The sequence below is a fragment of the Serratia sp. TSO36 genome, assembly GCF_057808395.1.
The window spans coordinates 182,779-202,723 of sequence record NZ_JBJZOU010000006.1; the positions used below are offsets into that span (position 1 = coordinate 182,779).

A 19,945-nucleotide genomic window follows, 5' to 3' on the forward strand; every position below is an offset into this window, starting at 1 on the left:
GCCCCTTCTTTTGCTTAGCTCAGCGCGACCTTGATGCCCAAGGCGATCAGCATGCCGCCCAGCAGCTTGTCGACGATCTTCTGGGTCTTTTCCAACCCGCGGCGCACCGGCCCGCTCTGGATCAGGAACACCAGCAGCGGCCACCAGATAACCGACAGGCCGAGAATAATCCCCGCGTACCACAGCTTGTCGCCCAGACCGGAATCGATCTGCAGCACCTGGGTGAACACCGCCAGGAAGAACAGGGTGGCCTTCGGGTTCAGCAGGTTGCACAGGTAGCCTTGCGCAAAGGCGCTCTTCAGGCTGACCTGCTGCTGCGGCAGATTGCTGACGTTCATCTTGCCGCCGCCGCGCGACAGCAGCGCCTGGATGCCGATCCACACCAGATAGACCGCCCCGGCGTATTTCAGCAGGTTAAACAGCCACGGCGTGGTGGTGATCACCACCGCCAGCCCGGCGACGCAGTAGGACATGTGGGTGGCGACGCCGCAGATCACGCCGAAGGCGGTCATCATGGCGGCCAGCCGTGGATAGCGGGCGGCGTTTTTGATCACCAGGAAAAAATCCGGGCCGGGGGAGAGCATGCCGAGGGCGGCAATGCCGGCGACGAACAGCGAAGTTTCAAGCATGGGAGCGTCTCGCGCAAAAGACAGAGTTCTGGCGATAATAACGCCGCTTCCTCTGATGCGCATCAACCCAATGAGGTATTGTTAGGCTCTATGATAATAATTCATCTACCGCCAGCAACGGAGCACCATGCAGCAGACTAACGCCACAGACCGGCCGGAGCCGCACCGGCAACAGCGTGAAATTACCCGCCTGTGCATTCAATGCGCGCTGCTGCTGTTGCAGCACGGCGCCGAGAGCACGGTGGTGGAACAGCTGTCGACCCGCCTGGGGCTGGCGCTGGGGATGGACAGCGTGGAAAGCTCGATCTCCGCCAATGCGGTGGTGTTGACCACCCTCAGCCACGGCGCCTGCCTGACCACCACCCGCAAGAACGTCGATCGCGGCATCAATATGCAGGTGGTGACCGAAGTGCAGCATATCGTGATCCTCGCCGAGCATCGCCTGGCGGATGCGCACGACGTGGCGCGCCGCTTTGACAGGATCCGACCGTTACGCTACCCGCGCTGGCTGGTGGTGCTGATGGTGGGGTTGTCCTGCGGGTGTTTCAGCATGCTCAACGGCGGCGGCGGCGATGCTTTCCTGGTGACCTTTATCGCCAGCGGCGCGGCGATGCTGGTGCGCCAAATCCTCACCGCCCGCCATATGAATCCGCTGATCAATTTTTGCCTGACGGCGTTTGTCGCTACGTCGATCTCCGGACTGCTGCTGCGCCTGCCGGCGTTTAAAGACACCTCGAGCGTGGCGATGGCCGCCAGCGTGCTGTTGCTGGTGCCGGGCTTCCCGCTGATCAACGCGGTGGCAGACATGTTCAAGGGGCACGTCAATACCGGGCTGGCGCGTTGGGCGATGGCCAGCCTGCTGACGCTGGCGACCTGCATCGGGGTGGTGATGGCGATGTCGCTGTGGGATCTGCGGGGGTGGTCATGAGTCTGCTGTGGGCCTTGTTGCAGGAGATGCTGTTGGCGGCGGTGCCGGCGCTGGGCTTCGCCATGGTGTTCAACGTGCCGCTGCGCGCGCTGCGCTATTGCGCGTTGCTCGGGGCTATCGGGCGCGGCTCGCGCATGCTGATGATGCACGGCGGCATGAACATTGAGTGGGCCTCGCTGCTGGCGGCGATCCTGATCGGTATCATCGGTATCTACTGGTCGCGCTGGCTGCTGGCGCATCCGAAGGTGTTCACCGTGGCGGCGGTGATCCCGATGTTCCCCGGCATTTCCGCCTATACCGCGATGATAACGGTGGTGGAGATCTCGCATCTGGGCTACAGCGAAGCCCTGATGGAGACCATGATCACCAACTTCCTCAAGGCCAGTTTTATCGTTGGCGCATTGTCGATCGGCCTGTCGTTGCCGGGCCTGTGGCTGTACCGTAAACGCCCCGGCGTGTGAAATGACCTGGCGGGAGATCGTTGGTTATTAGATATACTGATAAGAGCTATCTTATATATTCATCTTGCTTGATTAGCCTATCGACGGCACTCAGGCCTTTACGTATAGTGTCACCAATTTTGCTGCCTACACAGGGTTAAACAATGATTATCAGCCTGATCGCTGCCTTGGCGGCGGATCGCGTTATTGGCATGGAAAACGCCATGCCGTGGCACCTGCCGGCGGACCTTGCGTGGTTTAAACGCAACACGCTGAATAAGCCGGTTATTATGGGCCGCAAGACCTTCGAGTCCATCGGCCGCCCGCTGCCGGGCCGCCACAATATCGTTTTGAGCAGCCGCCCGGGCAATGCCGCCGGGGTGACCTGGGTGACCTCGCTGGATGAAGCGCTGGCCGCCGCGGGCGAGGTGGAAGAAGTGATGGTAATCGGCGGTGGGCGCATCTATACCCAGCTGCTGCCGCGCGCCGATCGCCTGTACCTGACGCACATCGACGCCGAAGTCGGCGGCGATACCCACTTCCCGGATTACGAGCCGGACGAGTGGGAAACCACGTTCAGCGAATTCCACGACGCCGACGATCTCAACTCGCACAGCTACTGCTTCGAAATCCTGCAGCGCCGCTGATTTAAGCGCGTTAGCCAACTCTCCCCGGGGGCGCAAGCAATTGCGCCCCCGGCCTTTTTGCGTCCGTCGTTTGTAACCTTTCCGTCACATTACCTGATTAGTATGAAGCCCAACTCCGAGCGCCACGGCAACTCTGGTGAATCTTGACCGCGGCGCCATAACTAAAAAGGTAACCACGCTATGACCAAGCAAATTGAGCAATTAGACGCCGACCGCCTGATCGATCCCACTCGCCGCAAACTGCTGCTCGGCAGCGCCGGCGCCGTCGGCCTGGCCGGTTTTCTCGGCGGCGGCATCTGGTCGGTCTCCAGTGAGGCGTTGGCCGAGGATCTGCCGCCGAACAAGCTGTTGGGCTTTCAGGGTATCGCCGCGTCTACCGCCGATGAGGTGACCATCGCGCCGGGCTACCGCGCCGAGGTGCTGATCTCCTGGGGCGAGCCGCTGGTGGACGGCGCGCCGGCCTTCGATCCGCAGGGCAACAACAGCGCCGCCGATCAGGAAAAACAGTTCGGTGACAATAACGACGGCATGAGCTTCTTCCCGATCGATGACAATCATGGCGTGATGGCCATCAATAACGAATACGTTAACGAGCAGTACCTGTTCGCTCACGGCGGCGCCAAGGCTACCAGCCTGGAAGAGGTGCGTAAATCGCAGGCGGCGCACGGCGTCTCTATCGTGGCAGTAAAGCGCGTCGGCGACGGCCAGCGCTGGGAGGTGGAGCGCCCGTCGCGCTATAACCGCCGCATCACCGCCAATACCGAAATGCAGTTCAGCGGCCCAGCCGCCGGGCACCCGCTGCTGCAGACCGCCGCCGATCCGAGCGGGCGCAAGGTGCTGGGCACTTTCGGCAACTGCGCCAACGGCAAGACGCCGTGGGGCACCTACCTGACCTGCGAAGAAAACTTCGATACCTACTTTGGCACTCATCAGGCTGATTACAAAACCACGCCGGAACAGAAGCGCTACACGCTGAAGGTCAGCGAACCGGAGCGCAACTGGCCGGACTATGACGAGCGCTTCGACGTGGCGAAGAGCCCCAACGAATTCAACCGCCACGGCTGGATCGTCGAGATTGACCCGCTGAATCCGACCTCGACGCCCATCAAGCACACCGCGCTGGGCCGCTTCAAGCACGAGAACGCGGCGGTGACCGTGGCCAAAGATGGCCGTTTGGTGGTGTACATGGGTGACGACGAGCGCGGCGAGCATATCTATAAGTACGTTTCCAAAGGTGTGGTCGACGCCGCCAATCCGGCCAACAATCGCACGCTGCTGGACGAAGGGACGCTGTACGTGGCGCAGTTCGACGGCGATGAGGCCGGCACGCCGCTGAAGGGCAAAGGGCGCTGGATTGCGCTCGAGTTCGGCAAGAACGGCCTGACGCCGGAGAACGGCTTCCGCGACGAGGCCGAAGTGCTGATCTTCGCCCGCAAGGCGGCGCAGCAGGTCGGCGCCACCAAAATGGATCGCCCGGAGTGGATCGCGGTGAACCCGCATGACGGCCGCGCGTACTGCACGTTGACCAACAACAGCAAGCGCGGCGAGGAAGGGATGCCGCTGAACGCCGCCAACCCGCGGCCGAACAATATCTATGGCCAGATCATTCGCTGGGACGAGGGCGGCGATGCCACCGCCGGCACCTTCGCTTGGGACATCTATGCGCTGTGTGGCAACCCGATTGCCCACCCGGAAGGCGTCAACCGCGGCACGCCGAACATCACGGCGGACAACACGTTCAACAGCCCGGACGGGCTGGGCTTCGATCGCGCCGGCCGCCTGTGGATCCTCACCGACGGCAAGTACAGCAACAAGGGGGATTACGTCGGGCAGGGCAACAACCAGATGCTGGTGGGCGATCCGGTCAGCGGCGAAATTCGCCGTTTCATGGTGGGGCCGAAGTCCTGCGAACTGACCGGCATCACCTTCACTCCGGACTACAAGACGATGTTCGTCAACGTGCAGCATCCGGGAGAAGAGGGCGATTCGCACTTCCCGAACAACAGCCCGCGCCCGCGTTCATCGGTATTGATGATCACGCGTGAAGATGGCGGGGTGATTGGGGCGTAAGGCGGTAAAGAGAACCAAGGCGGCCTGGGCCGCCTTTATGTTTGTTTTCAGGACGCGGCCAGTCTGCCGTCGTGGTCAGGCGCTTCGCCACGGTTGGCGGGCTGCGTGAAGTAACGGCGGTCTTCCCAGCGCAGCATCGTCAGATCGCCGCCCCAGCAACAGCCGGTATCCAGCCCGATTACGCCTTCCGGCGTGCCCTTGCCTTCCAGCGAGGCCCAGTGACCGAAGACGATGGTGTATTCCGGATCCACCAGGCGCGGTAGCTCGAACCACGGTTTCAGCGGCGCGGGTGCGGTGCCCGGCGCATCTTTGCAGATCATGTCGAGCTGGCCGTTGGGGAAGCAATAACGCATGCGCGTCAGCGCATTGGTGCTGAAACGCAGGCGCGCCAGGCCGCTCAGCTCCGGCGTCCAGTTGTTCGGCATATCGCCGTACATGGCGTCGAGGAACAGCGGGTAGCTGTCGCTGCTTAATACCGCTTCCACTTCGCGCGCGCACATTTTCGCGGTGTCGATATCCCACTGCGGGGTGATGCCGGCGTGCGCCATCACCAGCTTTTGCTCATCATCCACCTGCAGCACCGGTTGGCGGCGCAGCCAGTTGATCAGCTCGTCGGCGTCCGGCGCCTCCAGCAGCGGGGTGATGCGATCTTTGGGTTTGTTACGGCTGATGCCGGCGTAAACCGCCAGCAGGTGCAGATCGTGGTTGCCCAGCACCATGCGCACCGCCGGGCCGAGCGAGCGCACGAAGCGCAGCACGTCCAGCGAGGCGGGGCCGCGCGCCACCAGATCGCCGGTCAGCCACAGTTGATCGCGCTCGGGATCGAAAGCAACCTGAGCCAGCAGCGACTTCAGTTCATCGAAACAGCCGTGAACGTCGCCGATAAGGTATGTCGACATAATTAATGGATCAGCGTTGGAATGGCTAAGCGAAACACGGGAATAGCGGTGCGGAACGGCTGACCCTGGTGGTCAACCATTTCGTAATGGCCTTCCATGGTGCCCAGCGGCGTTTCCAGAATGGCGCCGCTGGTGTACTGAAACTCTCCGCCGGGCGGAATGACGGGCTGTTCGCCGATCACGCCTTCGCCCTGAACTTCGGTTTGGCGGCCGTTGCTGTTGGTGATCAGCCAGTAACGGCCCAGCAGTTGCACGTCGGTCCGCCCCAGATTGCGGATGGTGATGGTATAGGCGAAGACGTAACGCTCTTCTTCAGGGATCGACTGTGATTCCACATAGATGCTCTGAACCTGAATACACACGCGGGGCGAATCAATCATGACAACAACTCCTTATTGCTGCGGCGCCGGATTGGCTGACAGCCAGTTCGCCAGCTTGCAGTACTGCGCCACAGAAATATTTTCTGCTCTGAGCGAAGGATCGACGCCCAGCTCCGTCAGCTGCTCCGGCGTGAACAGGTCGCCCAGGCTGTTGCGGATGGTTTTCCGCCGCTGGTTGAACGCCTGCGTGGTGATGCGGCTCAGCATGCGCACGTCGCCCACCGGATTCGGCAGCACGCTGTGCGGCACCAGACGCACCACGGCGGAATCGACCTTCGGCGGCGGCGCGAACGCGGTCGGCGGCACTTCCAGCACCGGAATGACGTTGCAGTAGTACTGCGCCATCACGGTCAAACGCCCGTAGGCCTTGCTGTTCGGGCCGGCCACCAGACGGTTGACCACCTCTTTTTGCAACATAAAGTGCATGTCGCGGATTGCCTGAGTATAGCTGAAAAGGTGGAACATCAGCGGCGTCGAAATATTGTACGGCAGGTTACCAAATACGCGCAGCGGTTGGCCAGCTTCCTCGGCCAGTTCGGCGAAATTCACCGTCATGGCGTCCTGCTGGTGGATGGTCAGCTTGTCTTTCAGCCGCGGGTGGTTCTCAAGCCGGGTGGCCAGATCGCGGTCCAGTTCGATCACCGTCATGCGGTCCATGCGCGCGCCGACCGGCTCGGTCAAGGCGCCGAGGCCGGGGCCGATCTCGACCACCGCTTCGCCCGGCTGCGGATGAATGGCGGAGACAATGCTATCGATGACAAACTGATCGGTTAAAAAGTTTTGTCCAAAGCGTTTGCGGGCAAAGTGCCCTTGGTGGACTCTGTTATTCATTACAATTAATTATCATTTTAATGGCGAGATTCAGGGCCGTTTGGAAACTGCCGACATCGGCGGTGCCGGTGCCGGCCAGTTCCAGAGCGGTACCGTGGTCGACCGAGGTGCGTATGAAAGGCAAACCGAGGGTGATATTCACCGCGCGGCCGAACCCTTGGTATTTTAGCACCGGCAGCCCCTGATCGTGATACATCGCCAGCACCGCATCGGCATCTTGCAGATATTTGGGCTGGAACAGGGTGTCCGCCGGCAGCGGGCCGACAAGATGGATGCCGTCAGCGCGCAGCGCGTCGAGCGCCGGGATGATGGTGTCTATCTCTTCGTGCCCCATATGGCCGCCTTCCCCGGCGTGGGGGTTCAGGCCGCAGACGTAAATGTGCGGCCGGGCGATGCCAAATTTGGTTTTCAGATCGTGGTCGAGGATGCGGATGACTTCGAACAGGCTCTGTTGCGTGATGGCGCCCGGCACCGCCAGCAGCGGCAGGTGGGTGGTCGCCAGCGCCACGCGCAGCTCTTCGGTCGCGAGCATCATCACCACGCGATCGCAGCGGCTGCGATCGGCAAAGAATTCGGTATGGCCGATAAACGGCACGCCGGCGTCGTTGATCACGCCCTTGTTCACCGGGCCGGTGATCAGCGCGGCGAATTCGCCGTTCAGGCAGCCGTCGCAGGCGCGCGCCAGGGTTTCCACCACGTAGGCACTGTTGCCGACGTTCAGCTCCCCGGCGGTGACCGGGTGAGCGAGCGGGACCGGCAGTACGGTCAGCGTGCCGGCGCGTTGCGCTTCGGCCGGTTGCTGCGGCTGGTAGTCGCGCAGCGTCAGCGGCAGGCCCAAACGCTTGGCGCGTTCAAGCAGCAGGGCCGGATCGGCGCACACCACCAGCTCAACAGGCCAATCCTGTTGCGCCAGCGCTGCCACCAAATCCGGCCCTACCCCGGCGGGTTCGCCGGGGGTAATGACGACGCGTTTATTGCTGTGCATCGCTGCCATCGAGGATCTTCACGTAAGCCTGGGCGCGCTGTTCCTGCATCCAGGTCTGCGCCTCTTCGGCGAATTTACGGTTGAACAGCATGCGGTAAGCGCGATCTTTCTGCGCGGCGTCGGTCTTATCCACCTGGCGGGTATCCAGCAGCTGAATCAGGTGCCAACCGAAGGAAGAGTGGACCGGCGCGCTGATTTCACCCTTGCTCAGCTTCAGCAACGCATCGCGGAAGGCCGGATCGTAGATGTCCGGGGAAGCCCAGCCCAGATCGCCGCCCTGCATGGCAGAACCCGGATCCTGCGACAGCTGTTTGGCTTCGTCGGCAAACTTGGCGCGGCCGCTCTTGATCGCTTCCGCCACGGATTGCAGCTTGGCGCGCGCCTGATCGTCGGTCAGCACCACCGAAGGTTTCAGCAGGATGTGACGGGCGTGTACTTCGGTGACCGACACCGACTGGCTGGCGCCGCGGATGTCGTTCACTTTCAGGATGTGGAAGCCGACGCCGGAGCGGATTGGGCCGACGACGTCGCCTTTCTTGGCGCTCACCAGACGTTCCGCGAACAGGGTCGGGATCTCTTGCAGCTTGCCCCAGCCCATGTTGCCGCCTTTCAGCGCCTGAGAATCGGCGGAGTAGGTGATCGCCAGCTTGCCGAAGTCGGCGCCGCTGTTGATCTCACCCACCAGGCGTTTGGCCAGCTCTTCGGCTTTGTCGACCTGCTGCTGCGACGGATTCTCCGGCAGCGGGATCAGGATGTGGCTGATGTTCATTTCGGTGTCGCTGCCGTTCTGCGCGCCCACCTGCTTGGCCAGCGCGTCCACTTCCTGCGGCAGGATGGTGACGCGACGGCGCACTTCGTTGTTACGCACTTCGGAGATCAGCATCTCTTTGCGGATCTGCGAACGGTAGGTGTTGTAGTTCAACCCTTCGTACGACAGGCGGCTGCGCAGCTGATCGACGCTCATCTTGTTTTGCGCGGCGATGTTGGCGATCGCCTTGTCCAGATCGGCGTCGGACACGGTGATGCCCATTTTCTTGGCCATCTGCAGCTGGATGTTATCCATGATCAGGCGTTCGATGATCTGATGGCGCAGCGTCTTGTCGTCCGGCAATTGCTGGCCGGCCTGCTGGGCGTTGAGCTTCACTGACTGCAACAGACCGTTGACGTCGCTTTCGAGTACCACGCCGTTATCCACGACGGCGGCGACTTTATCCACTTCTTGGGGTGCTGCGAACGCGGCATTGGCGCAAACCACCAATCCGAGAATAAGCGTTCTCCAGTTCTTCATACATTTCCCATTATGTAATCCGCAAATGCGGGTGAAAGTTCTCGTTTTCAAAGTGTTGCAAAGCGTCAGAATGCGCGCTGATACGGCAGAATGCCGGAGCGCAGCATTTCTGCGGAGCCGAGACTATGATCGCTGCTCAGGCCGCGCAGTTCGACGTTGAACGAAACTCTGTTGTCGTAAACGCTGGTATTGTTGCTGTTGTTCCAATCGGTGATCTTGCGCTCATAGCCCAGGGTCACCGCCCAGCAGCAGGTGTTGTACTTCAGCCCCACCAGCTGATCGGCGGATTGCTTGGCACGGGTGTCGTAGTAATACGCCCCGACCACAGCCCAACGATCGGCGATCGGCCAGCTGCCGGTGATGCCCACCTGCGAGATGCCGTCCTGGAAGGCCGGAACCGTTTTGGTGTTCAACGCCGTCTGGATGTATTCCGGCGTGGCGTAACGGTAGTTCAACTGCACCACGCGCTCGGCGTCCTGGCGGTATTCCACCACGCCGTTGCCCAGCGAGACGCTGTTCAGGCGGGTGTCGTACTGCAGGCCGCCGCGCAGGCCCCAACGATCGTCGATTTTCCAATAGGTATCGCCGGCCCAGGCCACGCTGCCGGTATCGTCGTTGTTGTCGTACCCGGTTACCTGATCGCCGGTGCGCGAACGGCTGAAGTAGTAGATTTGACCCACGGAAGCGTTAAAACGTTCAACCAGCGCGTCATCATAAATGCGGGTGGTCAAACCGGTGGAGACGCGGTTCTGCGAAGCGATGCGATCCAGGCCGCTGTAGGTGCGGTCGCGGAACAGGCCGGAGTAGTCGGTCTGCAGCAGCGTGGTGTCGTAGGTGTAGATGTTACTCTGGTCGCGGTACGGCACGTACAGGTACTGTACGCGTGGCTCCAGCGTCTGGGTGGCGCCTTCGGCCCAGATCATCGGGCGTTCGAACACCAGCTTGCCGTCGACCTTGAACTGCGGCAATACGCGGTTGACCGAATCATCAAGCTCCGGAGCAACGGCGCCTTTGCGGCTCTGGTAGTTGGCGGCGAAACCGTCAGGAATATCCTGCTGGTAGTGGGTCGCCATCACCTTGGCTTCGGTGTTCAGGCTGGCCCAGCCGTTGGTGAGCGGCAGGTTGAGCGTCGGCTCCATATGCAGACGGGTGGCGTCCGGGCTGTACGGGTTGACGCTGGTGAACTTGGCCGCCTGGCCGTAAATATGGAAGTCGAACGGGCCGATGTCGTTTTTGTAGTAGTTCAGATCCAGCTGCGGTTGAACTTTATACGATTCCGACTGCGAGCGATCGGTATCGTCGTAAATCTGGAACTGCTTGGAACTCAGCGTGGCGTTCCAGTTCTCGTTGGCGTAGCCGAGGCTGAATTTCTGCGTGGCGTAGCCGTCGGTGGTGGAACCGTACTTGGAGTCCAGATCGGTGAAGTATTTGGAATCGCTGACCTTGGTGTAGTCGACGTTGAAGCGCCACACCTGATCCATGACGCCGTTGTGGTTCCAGTAGAACAGCCAGCGCTTGCTGTCGTCATGATCTTTGCCGTATTCCTTGTCGTCCGGCAACCAGTCGAACTCCATCAGGCCGAGGCCCGGCTGCACCAGATAACGGAACTCGGTCTGCCACTGCAGGCCGCGCTTGGACATATAATGCGGCGTGATGGTGGCGTCGTAGTTCGGCGCGATGTTCCAGTAGTACGGCAACATGAACTCGAAGCCGTTGTTGCTGCCGTACTTGGCGTTCGGGATCAGGAAGCCGGAACGGCGCTTGTCGCCGACCGGCAATTGCAGGTACGGGCTGTAGAACACCGGCACGCCGCCGATGCGGAAGCGGGCGTTCCACACTTCCGCCACCTGCTCTTCGCGATCGTGGATCACTTCGGAGCCGACCACGCTCCAGCTGTCGTCGCCCGGCAGACAGGAGGTAAAGGTGCCGTTTTCCAGAATGGTGTAACGGTTGGCGCCGCGCATTTTCATCTTGTCGGCGTCGCCACGCCCCTGACGGCCTACCATTTGGTAGTCGCCTTCATAGACGTCGGTATCTTTGGTGTTCAGGTTCGACCAGGCCTTCGGGCCTTTCAGTTTGATCTGATTGTCGCTGTAGTGCACGTCGCCGGTGGCGGTAACCGTGCGCACCGGCTCCGCCTGGCCAGGGTTTTGCGTCTGGTTCAGCTCTACTTCTTTGGCGGTCAGGGTGCTGTTGCCCTGCTCGATATGCACGTTACCGCTGAACAGGGCGCTTTTCGGATAGTCGGCGCGCGAGTCGTCGGCATTGATGGTGACCGGCAGGCTGTTCGGATCGCCGCTGACCAAAGGTTTGTCGTAAACGGGAACGCCAAGCATGCATTGCTCGGCCAGATCAGCCAGCGCGTGCTGACTGTAGAGTGCCGTCCAAATCATCGTGGCCAGCAGTGTTGGGAAACTTTTTTTCATACGCGGTTTTGGTGTTCCGTCATCAGAGGCGTCATGTCCGGCAAACGGTCAGAGACTATATTACTCATCTGCGTTGCGCTAGTGCTAAATCCAGCCGTTTACTTGCGTCGTCGTTAGGCGCAAAGATAAATGACAGGTATGATAATCCAAATTCTGGGAAAAATCGCCTGCGCCCTTTCCTGAAGCGAAGGGGGCGGGCGGCTTTCGGCATGATAATTGAGGAGTATATGCAGTATTGGGGAAAACTGCTCGGCGTCATCGTCGCCATTTGGTCTGGCGCGGGATTCTGGGGTGTAGTTCTGGGGCTGATTATCGGTCATATGATCGATACGGCGCGCAGCAATAAGCGCAGCCGGGGTTTCTTCACCGACCAGCAAACGCGGCAAACGCTGTTTTTCCGCACCACTTTTCAGGTGATGGGCCACCTGACCAAATCCAAAGGACGCGTTACCGAGGCAGATATCCAGATCGCCAGCCTGTTCATGGATCGCCTGCAGCTGCACGGCGAAGCGCGCACCGCGGCGCAGCAGGCGTTCCGCGAGGGGAAACAGAGCCAGTTCCCGCTGCGTGAGACGCTGCAGCAGTTCCGCAGCATCTGTTTTGGCCGCTTCGATTTGATTCGGATGTTTCTGGAAATTCAGATTCAGGCGGCGTTCGCCGACGGCTCGCTGCACCCAAATGAACGCCAGGTGCTGTATGTCATCGCCGAAGAGCTGGGCATTTCGCATGCGCAGTTCGATCAGTTTCTCAGCATGATGGAGGGCGGGCGTCAGTTCGGCGGCGGTCAGCAGGGTGGGTATTCGCAGGGCGGCTATCAGCAGGCTCAGCGCGGCCCGACGCTCGACGATGCGTGCAAGGTGCTCGGCGTGCGCAGCAGCGACGATGCCGCCACTATCAAACGCGCCTACCGCAAATTGATGAGCGAACACCATCCGGATAAGCTGGTGGCGAAGGGCTTGCCGCCGCAGATGATGGAAATGGCCAAGCAGAAAGCGCAGGAAATTCAGGCGGCGTACGATCTGATCAAACGCGAGAAAGGCTTCAAATAACGATACCCGTCATACTTCGAGCTGCAGGTGTGTTGGCTGCCTGCGCTTACCCCGGTTACGTACTTTTTGTACGCTCCCGGGGCAGCGCTTAGTTGCCGCCTTCCTGCAACTCGAATTATTTAGGGTATCCCTGAGATTAGCCTCAGAAATCCGGTTCGGCGCGAAAGTGCATCGGCGTCTGGAAGGCGGGGTGGGTGATGCGCAGCTCTTGCGCATGCAGCTGCAGCCGCGGCGCCATCGCCTTGGCCTCCGGCGGGGCGTAGAAACCGTCGCCGAGGATCGGATGCCCCAGCACTAGCATGTGCACCCGCAGCTGGTGCGAGCGGCCGGTGATCGGCGTCAGCTTTACGCGCGTGCTGCCGTCGGCGTCGCGCGACAGCACCTGATATTCCGTTTGCGCCGCTTTGCCGGTGTCAAAACACACCTTTTGCAGCGGCCGGTTCGGCCAGTCGCAGATCAGCGGCAAGTCCACCAACCCTTCGTCATGCGCCATATGCCCCCAAACGCGGGCGATATAGGATTTCTTCGGTTCGCGTTCGCGGAACTGACGCTTCAGCTCGCGCTCGGCGGCCTTGTTGAGCGCCACCACGATCACCCCGCTGGTGGCCATATCCAGCCGGTGCACCGATTCAGCGGCCGGATGATCGGCCTGAATGCGGGTCATCAGGCTGTCTTTGTTTTCCGGCGCGCGGCCGGGCACCGACAGCAAGCCGCTGGGCTTGTTGACCACCATGATGTGTTCATCCTGATACAGGATGTGCAGCGGGTCCTGCGGGGGATTGTAGGGTTCCATCTTGGCTCCGCGAAAAGGGCCGAACGGGGAGGCGGTTGCCGCCCCGCGTCGCACCGGTTACTGGTGGGTGACCACCACCAGACGAATGGCGTCGAGACGCCAGCCGGCTTCATTGAGGTTGGCCAGCACCTGACGGCGGTTGAACTCCAGCGCTTCGACTTCGTCGTCGCGGATGTTCGGGTTGACCGCCTTCAGCGCTTCCAGACGCGCCAGCTCGGCGCTCAGCTTGTCGTCCGCCTCTTGCTTCGCCTGTTCGATAAGCGTGCGCGCCTGTGCTTCCACCAGGCTTTCCGCCTGCTGCAGCATGGCGTGCACATCTTGCTGCACGGCGTTGACCAGCTTGCTGGAGGTGTGGCGGTTGACCGCGTTCAGTTGGCGGTTGAAGCTTTCGAACTCGACCTGCGCCGCCAGATTGGTGCCCTTGCGATCCATCAGCATGCGGATCGGCGTCGGCGGCAGGAAGCGGGTCAGCTGCAGGTGCTTCGGCGCCTGAGCCTCCACCACGTACACCAGCTCAACCAACAGGGTGCCGACCGGCAACGCTTTGTTTTTCAACAGGGACACCGCGCAGCTGCCGGTATCGCCGGACAGGATCAGATCCAGGCCATTGCGGATGATCGGGTGTTCCCAACTGACGAACTGCGCGTCTTCGCGCGACAGCGCCCGATCGCGATCGAAGGTGACGGTGCAGCCGTCCTGCGGCAGGCCCGGGAAGTCCGGCACCAGCATATGGTCGGACGGCGTCAGCACGATCAGGTTGTCGCTGCGGTCTTCCTGGTTGATGCCGACGATGTCGAACAGGTTGAGCGCGAAGCCCACCAGATTGACGTCGTTATCCTGCTCGGCGATGGCGGCGGCCAGCGCCTGGGCCTTGTCGCCGCCGTTGGAGTGCATCTCCAGCAGGCGGTCGCGGCCCTGTTCCAGCTGCGCTTTCAATTGATCGTGCTGCTGGCGGCAGGCGTGGATGAATTCGTCAAAGCCTTCCTGTTCGGTCGGCGCGGCCAGATAGCCGATCAACTGCTCGTAGCAGCTGTCGTAGATGGTGCGGCCGGTCGGGCAGGTGTGTTCGAAGGCATCCAGCCCCTCGTGGAACCAGCGGCCCAGCACCGCCTGCGCGGTGTGCTCCAGGTAAGGCACCATGATTTGGATATCGTGCATCTGGCCGATACGGTCCAGACGGCCGATACGCTGCTCCAGCAGATCCGGGTTGAACGGCAGATCGAACATCACCAGCTGGCTGGCGAACTGGAAGTTGCGGCCTTCGGAGCCGATCTCGGAACACAGCAGCACCTGCGCGCCTTCCTCTTCGGAGGCGAAGTAGGCGGCGGCGCGGTCGCGCTCGATGATCGACAGCCCTTCGTGGAACACCGCGGCGCGGATCGCTTCACGCTCGCGCAGCACCTGCTCCAGCTGCAGCGCGGTGTCGGCCTTGGCGCAGATCACCAGCACTTTTTCGTTGCGGTTGGCCAGCAGGTAGTCCAGCAGCCACTCGACGCGCGGGTCGAAGTTCCACCAGGTGGCGTTTTCGCCCTCGAATTCCTGGTAGATCTGCTCCGGGTACAGCATGTCGCGCGCGCGCGCTTCGACGGACTTCTTGGCGCCCATGATGCCGGACACTTTGATCGCAGTCTGATACTGGGTCGGCAACGGCAGCTTGATCTGGTGCAGGTTGCGGTGCGGGAAGCCCTTCACGCCGTTGCGGGTGTTACGGAACAGCACGCGGCTGGTGCCGTGGCGATCCATCAGCATGGAAACCAGCTCCTGGCGCGCCTGCTCGGCGTTGTCGCCTTCGCTGTTGGCGGCTTTGAGCAGCGGTTCGATGTCCTGCTCGTCGATCAGCTCGCCCAACAGGTTCAATTTGTCGTCGGCCAGGCGTTTACCGCTCAGCAGCAGGGTGACGGCGTCGGCCACCGGGCGGTATTTCTGCTGCTCGGCGACGAACTCGCCGTAGTCGTGGAAACGGTTTGGATCGAGCAGGCGCAGGCGCGCGAAGTGGCTCTGTTGGCCCAGCTGTTCCGGGGTGGCGGTCAGCAGCAGCACGCCGGGGATATGCTCGGCCAACTGCTCGATCACCTGATATTCACGGCTCGGCGCTTCTTCGCTCCAGGCCAGGTGGTGCGCTTCGTCGACCACCAGCAGATCCCACTGGGCGTCCGCCAGCTCTTCCAGGCGCTGCTTGTTGCGGCGCACGAAGTCCAGCGAGCAGATCACCAGCTGTTCGGTTTCGAACGGGTTGCTGCTGTCGAGCTTGGCTTCGGCGTAGCGGCTGTCGTCGAACAGCGAGAAGTAGAGGTTGAAGCGGCGCATCATCTCCACCAGCCACTGGTGCTGCAACGTTTCCGGCACCACGATCAGCACGCGCTCGGCGCGGCCCGCCAGCAGCTGCTGGTGGATGATCATGCCGGCTTCGATGGTTTTGCCGAGGCCGACTTCGTCCGCCAGCAGCACGCGCGGCGCATGGCGCTGGCCGACTTCATGGGCGATGTGCAGCTGGTGCGGGATCAGGCTGGCGCGCATGCCGCGCAGGCCGGCGAACGGCAGGCGATACTGCTCGCTCTGGTACTTGCGCGCGCGAAAACGCAGCGCGAAACGGTCCATGCGGTCAATTTGGCCGGCGAACAGGCGATCCTGCGGCTTGCTGAAGGTCAGCTTGCTGTCCAGCAGGACTTCGCGCATCGCCACACCGCTCTCCTGGGTGTCCTGGCGGGTGCCGATATAGGTCAACAGACCGTTTTCCTCTTTCACCTCTTCCACCTGCAGCTGCCATCCTTCGTGGCTGCTGACGGTATCGCCCGGGTTGAACATCACGCGGGTGATCGGCGAATCGTTTCTGGCATAGAGGCGGTTTTCACCGGTGGCGGGGAAAAGCAGGGTAATCATGCGCGCGTCCAGCGCCACGACGGTGCCCAGTCCTAATTCGCTTTCCGTGTCGCTGATCCAGCGTTGACCAAGAGTAAAAGGCATATATTGTCGGCTCGATTCTTTGTAAGTAAGTCTTGTTACCGGGCGGGAAGGGCCGCGGCACCTGTACTGAACGTCTGCTATCCCGGTTTGTTTTAAATTTGACGGGCAATAGCCATTCACGCCATGCAGACGTCGCGAGACGGCAGGGCTAAGCGTGGTTCAGTTTTGGGAAGGGCGCTATGGTAATGGAAGGCGGCGCGTTCGTCACCTGCAAAACCGGATGATTTTTCTTAACCTGGCGCAATCTCAAAACAGCCCCATCTGCCCGGTGACCAGCGTGGTGAAATCGTCGTGCAAGAAAGGGAGTATAGCGTCTGCCACCGGTTGCAGCTGGCGTTCGAGGTAATGCTGATAGTCGATGGGCGAATGGCGCGTTTCCAGCGGTTCCGGCCCGGCGACGGTCATCACGTAGCTGATCCAGCCGCCGTTCTGATACTGCAGCGGCCGCCCCTGGCTGCGGTTGTAGTCGTCGGCGATGCGAGCGGCGCGGGCGTGCGGCGGCACGTTGCGCTGATAGTCGTCGAGTTTCCTGCGCAGGCGCTTGCGGTACACCAGCTGATCGTCGAAGTCGCCGTTCAGGGTTTTGCCGACATAGTCGCGCACATAGTCCTGGTAGGGTTGCCGTTTGAAGATGCGCTGATAGAGCTGCTGCTGGAACTGCTGCGCCAGCGGCGTCCAGTCGGTGCGCACCGTTTCCAGACCTTTGTACACCATCTCTTCCTCGCCGCCGCCGCGCGCGATCAGGCCGGCGTAGCGCTTCTTGCTGCCCTGTTCGGCGCCGCGAATGGTCGGCATCAGGAAGCGGGAATAGTGGGTTTCGAACTCCAGCTCCAGCGCGTTCTCCAGCCCGAACTGCTGCTGCAGATGCTGCTGCCACCAGGCGTTGACCCGCTGCACCAGCGCCCGGCCGATCTGCGCCGCCTGCTGCTCGTCATGCGGCTGTTTCAGCCACACGAAGGTGGAGTCGGTATCGCCGTAAATCACCTGATAACCTTCGGCTTCGATCAGCTCGCGGGTTTGACGCATGATCTCGTGGCCGCGCAGGGTGATCGACGACGCCAGCCGCGGATCGAAGAAGCGGCAGCCGCTCGATCCCAGCACGCCGTACAGCGCGTTCATGATGATCTTCAGCGCCTGCGACAGGGGCTTGTTGTGTTGGCGCTTGGCGGCCTCGCGCCCTTGCCAGATCTGCTCGACGATCGCCGGCAGGCAGTGTTTGCTGCGCGAGAAGCGGGCGTTGCGAAAGCCGGGCACCGAATCGGCGTCGTTTGGGTGGCGCATGCCTTCCACCAGCCCGACCGGATCGATCAGGAAGGTGCGGATGATCGACGGGTACAGGCTTTTATAGTCCAGCACCAGCACCGAATCGTACAGGCCGGGCCGGGAGTCCATCACGAAGCCGCCGGGGCTGTGTTCCTCCGGCTGTTCGCCGAGGTTGGGGGCGACAAAGCCCAGGCGGTGCATGCGCGGCATATAAAGGTGGCTGAAGGCCGCCACCGATCCGCCGCTGCGATCGGCCGCCAGCCCGGTGACGGTGGCGCGTTCCAGCAGGAAGTTGAGCAGATCGGCTTTGGCGAAGATGCGCGTCACCAGCTCGCAGTCCTTCAGGTTGTAGCGGGCCAGCGCCGGCTTGTCTTCGGCGAAGCGCCGGTCGATCTCCGCCATGCGTTGATAAGGGTTGTCGATCGCCTTGCCTTCACCCAGCAGTTCCTGCGAAACGTATTCCAGGCTGAAGGAGGGAAAATTCCAGGTGGCGGACTTCAGCGCTTCGATGCCGTCGATGATCAGGCGGCCGGCGGCGGCGGCGAAAAAGTGGTTCTGCTTGAAGCCGTGCTCGCGCCACTCCAACAGGTTGCCGCCGCGCCCCAGCCGCAGCGGGATCTGGTAGCGTTCGGCGTGCTTTTGCAGCACCCGCAGATCGAACTGCACCAGGTTCCAGCCGATGATGGCGTCGGGATCGTGGCGCTCCAGCCACGCGTTGAGTCGTTCCAGCAGTTGGGGGCGGCTGGCGCAGTATTCCAGATCGAAATCCAGCGGCGCATCGCCGCCGTTGGCCGGCCCCAGCATGTAGACCTGCCGCTGGCCGCAGCCTTCCAGCGCGATGGAGTAAAGCTCGCCGTGGGCGGTGGTTTCGATATCCAGCGACACCAGCCTGAGCGTCGGGCGGTAGTCCGGCGCCGGCTTCATCTGGCCATTGAGCAACGGCCCGCCGCCGTTGGCCTGGCCGTTGAACCACACCGGCGCGGTGATGAAGCGCTCCATCAGATAGCGTTCGGGCGGGCGAATGTCGGCCTCGTAGACCGTAACGCCGCCTTCCCGCAGCAGTTTTTCCAGCTTGATGAGCTGACGGTGCTGGCGACAGTACAGCCCCAGCATCGGGCGGTGATGAAAATCCGTCAGTGCCAGCGGTTTCAGTTCCACCTGCCGCTCTTCGCGCAGCAGCAGTTCCGCGCGCGGCTTTTGTTCGGCGGGGATAAACGCCACCGAGGTTTGCGGCGGCAAGCGCAGCTGACGCGGGCCCGCGTCGGTCGCCAGCCAAAATTCGACCTCGGTGCCGGCGGGCGTGTCGCGCCAGTGGCGAGTGAGCAGGAAACCCTGTTGCAGTGCTGTCATAACCCCTTCGTCTTCCGCCGGGCGGCGTGCGCGACATTCAGCGAGATGTCGGTTTTGGCGCTAATATAGATAAATTATAGTATGTGTTTTTATACAGTCATTGTCCATCGGCGTTCGGCGCTGCCAAATACGCATACAATTCATCGATTGACTCGCCAGCGGCGGCGCTGGAAAATCCTCGGCCCCGTTTGGCCGAATAATCCGCAGAGGTGTAATGGAAGCCTATTTACAAGATTTGATCACCCAGTCGCTGGCTTTCACCCTGATGGTCGTCCTGCTGGTCGCTTTTCTCGAGTCGCTGGCGCTGGTGGGGCTGCTGCTGCCCGGCACGGTGATGATGGCCAGCATCGGCGCGCTGATCGGCAGCGGCAAGGTGGACTTCTACTACGCCTGGGCGGCGGGGATCGTCGGCTGCCTGCTCGGCGACTGGATCTCCTATTTCGTCGGCCGCGCCTTCAAAGGGCCCTTGCACCGCTGGTCGTTCCTGAAGAAGAACAAAGCGCTGCTCGACAAAACCGAACACGCCTTGCACCAGCACAGCATGGCGACCATTCTGATCGGCCGCTTCGTTGGCCCGACGCGCCCGCTGGTGCCGATGGTGGCCGGCATGCTCGATCTGCCGCCGTACAAGTTTGCCTTGCCGAACATCATCGGTTGCCTGACCTGGCCGCCGGTCTATTTCTTCCCCGGTATCCTGGCGGGCGTGGCGATCGACATTCCCGCCGGCGCCAACAGCGCGATGTTCAAGTGGCTGCTGCTCGCCGCGGCGCTCACGATCTGGCTGGCTGTGTGGCTGAGCTGGCGCTGGTGGCGTGAGGATAAGCGCAGCGCCGATCGGCTGAGCCGTTGGCTGACGCCGCTGCGGCTACGCGTGGTTTGCGGATTGAGCTGGCTGGCGGCGCTGGCGGTCGGTTATCTGCTGAGCCAGCAGCCCTTGATGCCGGTGTATCGGCACCTGCTGTGGCAGGTGCTGTCCGGGCAATGATTGCGGGGGCGTAAGCCC

General features: G+C 61.7%; 16 protein-coding genes. 6 read left to right on the forward strand and 10 right to left on the reverse strand.

What is annotated here, in order from left to right:
• Window positions 1-14 precede the first annotated feature (14 nt).
• Complete coding sequence (locus tag ACK3CV_RS03905) at window positions 15-629, reverse strand: LysE family translocator (RefSeq protein ID WP_015376619.1); 615 nt, start codon at window positions 627-629, stop codon at window positions 15-17.
• A 127-nt stretch (window positions 630-756) separates the two neighbouring features.
• Here ACK3CV_RS03905 and ACK3CV_RS03910 point away from each other — a divergent pair, with 127 nt between their 5' ends.
• The 4 genes from ACK3CV_RS03910 (at window position 757) to ACK3CV_RS03925 (ending at window position 4,714) form a co-directional block, all read left to right on the forward strand.
• Complete coding sequence (locus ACK3CV_RS03910; RefSeq protein WP_033637071.1) at window positions 757-1,557, forward strand: threonine/serine exporter family protein; 801 nt, start codon at window positions 757-759, stop codon at window positions 1,555-1,557.
• Complete coding sequence (locus ACK3CV_RS03915; protein WP_033637072.1) at window positions 1,554-2,018, forward strand: threonine/serine exporter; 465 nt, start codon at window positions 1,554-1,556, stop codon at window positions 2,016-2,018. Before ACK3CV_RS03910 ends, ACK3CV_RS03915 begins: the two co-directional genes overlap by 4 nt.
• 143 nt (window positions 2,019-2,161) lie before the next feature.
• Window positions 2,162-2,644 (forward strand): type 3 dihydrofolate reductase, encoded by a 483-nt coding sequence (gene folA / locus ACK3CV_RS03920; RefSeq protein ID WP_033637073.1) that lies wholly within the window; start codon window positions 2,162-2,164, stop codon window positions 2,642-2,644.
• A gap of 180 nt (window positions 2,645-2,824) precedes the next feature.
• Entirely contained in the window at window positions 2,825-4,714 is a 1,890-nt protein-coding gene (locus ACK3CV_RS03925) for a PhoX family protein (RefSeq protein ID WP_164141301.1), read from the forward strand.
• Window positions 4,715-4,761: 47 nt separating this feature from the next.
• Here the strand turns inward: ACK3CV_RS03925 and apaH are convergent, their stop codons facing one another.
• The 6 genes from apaH to lptD all read right to left on the reverse strand — a co-directional run bounded on the left by apaH (window position 4,762) and on the right by lptD (window position 11,523).
• Window positions 4,762-5,613, reverse strand: coding sequence for a bis(5'-nucleosyl)-tetraphosphatase (symmetrical) ApaH (gene apaH / locus ACK3CV_RS03930; RefSeq protein ID WP_164141303.1), 852 nt, complete (start codon window positions 5,611-5,613; stop codon window positions 4,762-4,764).
• A gap of 2 nt (window positions 5,614-5,615) precedes the next feature.
• The gene (apaG, locus tag ACK3CV_RS03935; protein WP_016929119.1) at window positions 5,616-5,993 is read right to left on the reverse strand and encodes a Co2+/Mg2+ efflux protein ApaG; all 378 of its coding nucleotides are present in this window, start codon (window positions 5,991-5,993) and stop codon (window positions 5,616-5,618) included.
• Window positions 5,994-6,005: 12 nt separating this feature from the next.
• Window positions 6,006-6,824 carry a 16S rRNA (adenine(1518)-N(6)/adenine(1519)-N(6))-dimethyltransferase RsmA gene (gene rsmA / locus ACK3CV_RS03940; protein ID WP_033637076.1) on the reverse strand — a complete coding sequence of 273 codons (819 nt, stop codon included), beginning with the start codon at window positions 6,822-6,824 and terminating at the stop codon, window positions 6,006-6,008.
• A complete protein-coding gene (gene pdxA / locus ACK3CV_RS03945) occupies window positions 6,817-7,818 on the reverse strand; it encodes a 4-hydroxythreonine-4-phosphate dehydrogenase PdxA (protein ID WP_371317390.1) in 1,002 nt (333 codons plus the stop codon). Before pdxA ends, rsmA begins: the two co-directional genes overlap by 8 nt.
• A complete protein-coding gene (surA, locus tag ACK3CV_RS03950) occupies window positions 7,796-9,097 on the reverse strand; it encodes a peptidylprolyl isomerase SurA (protein ID WP_033637077.1) in 1,302 nt (433 codons plus the stop codon). The genes pdxA and surA overlap by 23 nt, the downstream gene beginning before the upstream one ends.
• 65 nt (window positions 9,098-9,162) lie before the next feature.
• On the reverse strand, window positions 9,163-11,523 hold the full coding sequence (lptD, locus tag ACK3CV_RS03955) for an LPS assembly protein LptD (RefSeq protein WP_049234050.1): 2,361 nt from the start codon (window positions 11,521-11,523) through the stop codon (window positions 9,163-9,165).
• 227 nt (window positions 11,524-11,750) lie between these two features.
• On the opposite strand from lptD, the gene djlA reads away from it, so the two are divergent.
• Window positions 11,751-12,572: a co-chaperone DjlA gene (gene djlA / locus ACK3CV_RS03960; protein WP_033637079.1), complete on the forward strand. Its 822-nt coding sequence runs from the start codon at window positions 11,751-11,753 to the stop codon at window positions 12,570-12,572.
• A 142-nt stretch (window positions 12,573-12,714) separates the two neighbouring features.
• Here djlA and rluA read toward each other — a convergent pair whose 3' ends face one another.
• From rluA to ACK3CV_RS03975, 3 genes are all read right to left on the reverse strand, one after another.
• Entirely contained in the window at window positions 12,715-13,365 is a 651-nt protein-coding gene (gene rluA / locus ACK3CV_RS03965) for a bifunctional tRNA pseudouridine(32) synthase/23S rRNA pseudouridine(746) synthase RluA (protein ID WP_164039397.1), read from the reverse strand.
• A 57-nt stretch (window positions 13,366-13,422) separates the two neighbouring features.
• The gene (gene rapA, locus ACK3CV_RS03970; protein WP_033637081.1) at window positions 13,423-16,329 is read right to left on the reverse strand and encodes an RNA polymerase-associated protein RapA; all 2,907 of its coding nucleotides are present in this window, start codon (window positions 16,327-16,329) and stop codon (window positions 13,423-13,425) included.
• A gap of 246 nt (window positions 16,330-16,575) precedes the next feature.
• Window positions 16,576-18,942, reverse strand: a complete 2,367-nt coding sequence (locus ACK3CV_RS03975; protein ID WP_060427220.1) for a DNA polymerase II — start codon at window positions 18,940-18,942, stop codon at window positions 16,576-16,578.
• A gap of 214 nt (window positions 18,943-19,156) precedes the next feature.
• Here ACK3CV_RS03975 and ACK3CV_RS03980 point away from each other — a divergent pair, with 214 nt between their 5' ends.
• Complete coding sequence (locus ACK3CV_RS03980; protein WP_033637083.1) at window positions 19,157-19,927, forward strand: DedA family protein; 771 nt, start codon at window positions 19,157-19,159, stop codon at window positions 19,925-19,927.
• Window positions 19,928-19,945: the final 18 nt, after the last annotated feature.